The organism is Actinoplanes sp. NPDC048791, from assembly GCF_040650095.1.
Classification (GTDB): domain Bacteria; phylum Actinomycetota; class Actinomycetes; order Mycobacteriales; family Micromonosporaceae; genus Actinoplanes.
In genome coordinates this window covers 1-5221 of the sequence record NZ_JBEZGQ010000605.1, presented here as the reverse complement: position 1 = coordinate 5221, position 5221 = coordinate 1, and the positions used below count along the sequence as shown (strand labels likewise).

The 5221-nt window shown below is 74.0% G+C and carries 6 protein-coding genes; 2 read left to right on the top strand and 4 right to left on the bottom strand.

Annotated features, from left to right (window positions below):
- The 4 genes from AB0C29_RS32395 to AB0C29_RS32380 all read right to left on the bottom strand — a co-directional run.
- On the bottom strand, positions 1 to 570 hold a 570-nt coding region (locus AB0C29_RS32395; RefSeq protein ID WP_360828269.1), incomplete at its 3' end, for a cadmium resistance transporter.
- A gap of 3 nt (positions 571 to 573) precedes the next feature.
- Positions 574 to 1224 (bottom strand): uridine kinase, encoded by a 651-nt coding sequence (locus AB0C29_RS32390; RefSeq protein ID WP_360828266.1) that lies wholly within the window; start codon positions 1222 to 1224, stop codon positions 574 to 576.
- Positions 1221 to 1880: a response regulator transcription factor gene (locus tag AB0C29_RS32385; protein ID WP_360828263.1), complete on the bottom strand. Its 660-nt coding sequence runs from the start codon at positions 1878 to 1880 to the stop codon at positions 1221 to 1223. Before AB0C29_RS32385 ends, AB0C29_RS32390 begins: the two co-directional genes overlap by 4 nt.
- A complete protein-coding gene (locus AB0C29_RS32380; RefSeq protein WP_360828260.1) occupies positions 1877 to 3196 on the bottom strand; it encodes a histidine kinase in 1320 nt (439 codons plus the stop codon). Before AB0C29_RS32380 ends, AB0C29_RS32385 begins: the two co-directional genes overlap by 4 nt.
- A gap of 217 nt (positions 3197 to 3413) precedes the next feature.
- Here AB0C29_RS32380 and AB0C29_RS32375 point away from each other — a divergent pair, with 217 nt between their 5' ends.
- Positions 3414 to 4103: an ABC transporter ATP-binding protein gene (locus tag AB0C29_RS32375; RefSeq protein WP_360828257.1), complete on the top strand. Its 690-nt coding sequence runs from the start codon at positions 3414 to 3416 to the stop codon at positions 4101 to 4103.
- Positions 4100 to 5221 (top strand): FtsX-like permease family protein (locus AB0C29_RS32370; RefSeq protein WP_360828254.1); only part of this gene is annotated, 1122 nt, incomplete at its 3' end. The genes AB0C29_RS32375 and AB0C29_RS32370, both read left to right, overlap by 4 nt.

Here is a 5221-nt window from a genome sequence, read left to right as displayed (position 1 = left end):
GCCCGACTCGATGAGGATCACCAGGCCGATGGTGATGAAGACCAGCGGCACCAGCCAGTGCCCGTGCCGGCGGACCAGTTCGATGATCCGGCGGTGCGAGCCGAGCCAGGACGCCGCCGCGCACCACACCGCGATCAGCACCGCGAAGACCAGCACCACCACGACACTGCCGCCGGCTCCCAGCGTGCGGAACATCGGCGTGTAGACCGCGATGTTGTCCGCGCCGTTCGCGATGGTCACGCCGGCCACCGCGAGCGCGTTCCCGGCGGCCACCGGCGAGTCGTCGTCAGCACCGCCGCGGGCCGCGCCGATCAGCCCGCGCACGCCGAGCGCGATCGGGACCAGGCCGAGCAGGCCGACCCACTCGTCCGGCACCAGGGCCAGGCCCAGGGCGGCCAGCGCGGAGACCGCCACGAGCACGGTGATGCCGGCGTACTGCCCGGCCCAGATCTGCCAGGGCCGCGGCCGGCCCGCCGCGCGGGCCGCGAGGAACAGCACGGTCAGCACGATGAGGTCGTCGACGTTGGTGCCGGCGAAGACCCCGGCCGCCGCGAGCACGGTTCCCAGCAAGCTCTACCTCTGTTCCACGACCGGCGTCGGCCGGCCGATGTCGCTGTTGTCGATCACCAGATCGGCGCGCTCCCACGGCCGGCACGCGGCGAAGTAGAGGCGCTGACCCTGCACGTACCTGGCCATGCTCGGATGGTCCGGGTCCGGATGGGTGCCGTCGCGCCGGGCCATCCGCTGCGCGGTTACGGCGAACGGCGCGGTCAGGAAGATCGAGAAGTCCCAGTGGGCGGCCAGCTCGTCGCGGTGCAGGAACAACCCGTCCACCACGAGTACGGCGTCGGCCGGCGCTTGCACCCAGGGCAGATCGAGCACCTCGTCGGTGGCGACGTCGTGCACGGCGCTGCGATACCGCCGGTCGCCACCCGGCCCGAACGGCGCCAGCACGGCGGAGATCAGCGCCGGGTAGTCGTACGAGTCCAGCCAGAAACCCTCCGGTGAGGTGCGGCCCCGCCGATGCCGGACGGCCCGTACCTGATGGAAGCCGTCGGCGGACACGTGCACGACCGGCCGCTCCCGCGCGCGCAGCGCGGCGGCGAGCTCCCGGGCGAACGTGGTCTTGCCGACCCCGTCGACGCCGTCCACCGCGACCCGCACGGCGCCGGCCGCCGCCGGGATCCGGGCCGCGACCTCGGCGATCACCTGCTCCCGGGTCACGGATTGACCAGACCCGTGCGGTACGCGACAACGACGGCCTGGACCCTGTCCCGCAGCCCGAGCTTGGCCAGGATCCGGGCGACGTGGGTCTTCACCGTCGCCTCCGACAGGTGCAGCCGGCCGGCCAGCTCGGAATTGCTCAGCCCGTGTGCGAGCAGGCCGAGCACTTCCAGCTCGCGCGGGGTCAGGACGCTCAGGTCACGGTGCACGACCGGCACGTCGGCGTCGCGCTGGGCGAAGCGTTCGACCAGCCGCCGGGTGATCGCCGGGGCGAGCATCGCGTCGCCGTCGCGGACCAGCCGTACGGCGTTCACCAGGTGCTCGGGGGTGACGTCCTTGAGCAGGAAGCCGCTGGCCCCGGCGGTCAGCGCCGCGTACACGTAGTGGTCGAGGTCGAACGTCGTCAGCATGATGACCCGCGGCGCCGCACCGGTGCCGGAGAGGATCTGCCGGGTGGCCGCCAGCCCGTCCATCTCGGGCATCCGGATGTCCATCAGCACCACGTCGGGCCGGTGCCGGCGGACCGCGTCGACCGCCTCGGCCCCGTTCGTCGCCTCGGCGACCACCTCGATGCCGTCCGCCGTGAGGATCATCCGGAAGCCGGCGCGGACCAGCGCCTGGTCGTCGGCGACCACCACCCGCAGTGCCGTGGTCACGACACCTCCACCGGGATCCGGGCGTGGACGCGGTATCCGCCGCTGAGCCGCGGTCCCGCTTGCAGGACCCCACCGTAGACGGCGAGCCGTTCGCGCAGGCCGATCAGCCCCCGCCCGGCCCCGGTGGCGGCCGCGGCGCCGGACCGGCCACCGGTGTCGGCCACCTCGACCTGCACGTCGTCGTCGCCGTAGGCCAGCGTCACCCGCACCGAGGCGCCGGCCGCGTGCTTGACGATGTTCGTCAGCGCCTCCTGCACCAGCCGGTACACCGTGAGCTCGACCCCGGACGGCAGCGGCATCCGGTGCCCGCTGCGGGTGAGCTCGATCGGCACGCCGGTGTCGCGCATCCGCTGCACGAGCCCGTCGAGCCCGTCGAGACCCGGCTGCGGGGCCAGGTCCGCGTCGCTCGCCGGCTCGGGGCCTTCGGCCTGCATGGTGAGCAGGCCCATCACGTGGCGCAGCTCGGTCATCGCCGACCGGCCGCTGGCCTCGACCGCCAGCAGCGCCTCCTTCGCCTGCTCGGGCGCCGAGTCCATGATCTTGCGGGCGCCGCCGGCCTGGATCACCATCACGCTGACGTTGTGCGTCACCACGTCGTGCAGCTCCCGGGCGATCCGCGCCCGTTCGTGCTCGGTGGCCCGGCGCACCGCCTCGGCCTGCTCGTGGGCCATCACCGCCATCCGCGCCTGCCCCTCGTCGGCGCGGTGTTTCCACCGGCGCAGGCCGTCGGCGGCGACGGCGATGGGCAGCAGGATCAGGTACGGCACCGCACTGTCCGCCACCGAGCTGGCGTCCGACTGCAAGGTGTTGTGCAGCACCGCCGCCACCGGCAGGCTCGCCAGCGCGGGCAACCGGTACGGGCTGAAGACCGCGGCCGTGTAGCCCGCGATGACGCAGGCGAAGAACGACAGCCGCAACGCCGCCGGATTTTCGCTGACCGCCGTGGCCAGCGCCAGCACGATCCACAGCACGCCCAGCGGATAGCGGCGCCGGAACACCAGCGGCAGCACCACCAGCAGGAGCAGCAGGGTCGTCGGACCGGCGGACTGGCCCTCGTCGACCGGCAGGAACGGCGGCCACACCGGCTCGCACACCGGTGCCGGTCCGGGGCCGGGGTCCGGCAGCGGGCAGTTGACCAACCGGGCCCGGTTCTGGATGCCCTCGTCACCGGCCTGGATCGCGGCGATGCCGAGGCCCAGCGCCAGCACGGCGTCGAACACCTGGCCCCGCAGCGGCAACGGTGGCAGCGGGCCGGCCGGACGGGTCAGCGCCCGTACCCCGGCCCGCAGCCGGCCCAGCAGCGCACGTTCGGTCACCGGCTCATTCTCGTCGCCGGGGCGGCACCGCGGTATCCGTCTCGGGACGGGTGCGCGCTACCTCGCACGCCTACATCTCAGGGATGACGCCGCGCCGGGCTCATCCCGTTGCGGTACCAGAGATGCCTCCCGGTGGCGATGTGTCCGGTCCGGGCCCGCCCCTAGCGTCAACGCCGCAGAGCCCGTCTGCGGCTTGCCATCCGACGAGGAGACCACTATGACCGCGCCGTTGATCGAATTGCGGGACGTGACCCGACGCTACGACGACGGACCCCCGGCGTTGCGGGAGCTGTCCCTGACCGTGCAGCCCGGGGAGTCGGTGGCGATCCTCGGCCCGTCCGGCAGCGGCAAGTCCACGCTGCTCAACCTCATCGCCGGGCTGGACCGCCCGAGCACCGGCACGGTCACGGTGGACGGCGTCGCCGTGGACAAGCTGGGCGAAGCGGCGTCGGCCAAGTACCGGCGGGCCCGGATCGGTCTGGTGTTCCAGTTCTTCAACCTGCTCGACGACCTGACCGTCGCCGACAACGTGATGCTGCCGGCCCAGCTCGCCGGCATGGCCCGCACCGCCGCACAGCGCCGGGCCACCGAGCTGCTAACCGTGCTCGGCGTCGACCGGCACGCCGCCGCGTACCCGGGCCGGCTCTCCGGCGGGGAACGGCAGCGGGTCGCCGTGGCCCGCGCGCTGATGAACCGGCCGGCGTTGCTGCTGGCCGACGAGCCGACCGGGGCCCTGGACACCGCCGCCGGCGAGGAGGTCCAGCGGCTGCTCAACGAGCTGCACGCCGACGGTCAGACGATCGTGCTGGTCACCCACGACCTGGCGCTGGCCGAGAACTGCGCGACCCGTACGGTGCAGCTCCGCGACGGCCGGGTGGCCGCGGACACGACGGCGGCCGTCCGATGAGCACGCTGGGACGGGTGGTCCGCGCCGGAGCGGGCCGCCACCGGGTCCAGACCGTGGTGATCACCATGGTCGTGCTGATCGCGGTGACCTCGGCCGTGCTCGGCGGCTCTCTGCTGGTCGCCTCCCGAGCGCCGTTCGACCGGGCCTTCGGACAGCAGCAGGGCGCACACCTGACCGCCCAGTTCGACCCGGCCAAGGCGACGGTGGCGCAGCTGACGGCGTCCGCGGGGGCCGCCGGGATCGACGCCGCGGCCGGACCGTTCCCCATCACCCAGATCAGCGCGCGGGGGCCTGGCGGTCACCCGCGGCCACCGATGACTGTCGTCGGCCGGTCCGCCGCGGACGGCCCGGTCGATCGGGTCACCCTGACCGCGGGCCGGTGGGCCACGGCCCCCGGCGAGCTGGTCCTGGCCGAGGACAGCCGCTTCCGCGGACCACCGGTCAAGATCGGTACGGTGTGGACGGTCGCCGACCCGCCCGGCAGCCCCGACGTGACCGTGGTCGGCATCGCCCGCTCGGTCAGCCGGACCGCCGATGCCTGGGTGACCCCGGGGCAGGTCACCGCCTGGACCGGCGACCGTGGCCCGGCCGGGTACCAGATGCTCTACCGCCTCACCGCCGCCGGCACCACGGCCCAGGTCGACGCCGCCCGCACAGCGATCGCCGCCACGGTGCCGGCCGGCGCTCTCACCGGAGCCGTGTCCTGGCTGGCCACCCGGCAGAGCGCCGTCGGCCAGGCCGCGCTGCTGGTGCCGTTCCTGATCGCGTTCGGGGTGCTGGGCGTGGTGATGGCGGTGCTCATCATCGGCAACGTGATCGCCGGGGCGGTCAGCACCGGCACCCGCCGGATCGGCATCCTCAAGGCGCTGGGCTTCACCCCGGCCCAGGTCGTCCGGGCGTACCTCGGTCAGGCGCTGATCCCCGCCGCGGCCGGCACCGTGCTCGGGGTCGTCGCCGGGAACCTGCTGACCCTGCCGGTCCTGGCCCAGACCAACCGGCTGTACGGCACGTCCGACAACGGGGTGACGCTGTGGGTCGACGCGGTGGTGGCCGGGGGCGCGCTCGCCGTGGTGACGCTGACCGCCTGGGCCGCCGCGGCGCGGGCCGGCCGGTTGCGC

Bases quoted from the DNA above. Each gene is read 5' to 3' on its own strand.
- AB0C29_RS32375 (WP_360828257.1), top strand. From the start codon at position 3,414: ATGACCGCGCCGTTGATCGAATTGCGGGACGTGACCCGACGCTACGAC.